This is a genomic window from Methylobacterium segetis (assembly GCF_004348265.1).
In the GTDB taxonomy this organism is placed as follows: Bacteria; Pseudomonadota; Alphaproteobacteria; order Rhizobiales; family Beijerinckiaceae; genus Methylobacterium; species Methylobacterium segetis.
Genome location: NZ_SMNT01000223.1, coordinates 1 through 335, shown reverse-complemented (window position 1 = coordinate 335; position 335 = coordinate 1). Strand labels below are relative to the sequence as shown.

The following is a 335-nucleotide window of genomic DNA, read 5'->3' as shown; positions in this document are numbered from 1 at the left end:
AGCGCCGGCACCGCGGCCACGGCCGACAACACGCCCACCCTGACCGGCACCGCCGAGGCCGGCGCCACCGTCACCATCCTCAGCAACGGCGCGGCGATCGGTACCACGACGGCGGGCGCGAACGGCGCCTATTCCTTCACGCCGACGGTCGCCCTCGCCGACGGCACCTACACCCTCACCGCGACGGCGCGGGACGCGGCCGGCAATCTCGGCCCCGCCTCGGGGGCGATCAGCCTCCGGGTCGACGCGACGGCCCCCGGGACGCCCGTCTTCCTCTCCGGCGGCGGCCTCACCAACGACTCGACCCCGACGGTGACCGGCACCGCCGAGGCCGG

The 335-nt window shown here is 76.7% G+C and carries 1 protein-coding gene; it reads left to right on the top strand.

The window, feature by feature from the left end; translation table 11 throughout:
- On the top strand, positions 1-335 hold a 335-nt coding region (locus E1J50_RS26160; RefSeq protein WP_132257179.1), incomplete at both ends, for an Ig-like domain-containing protein.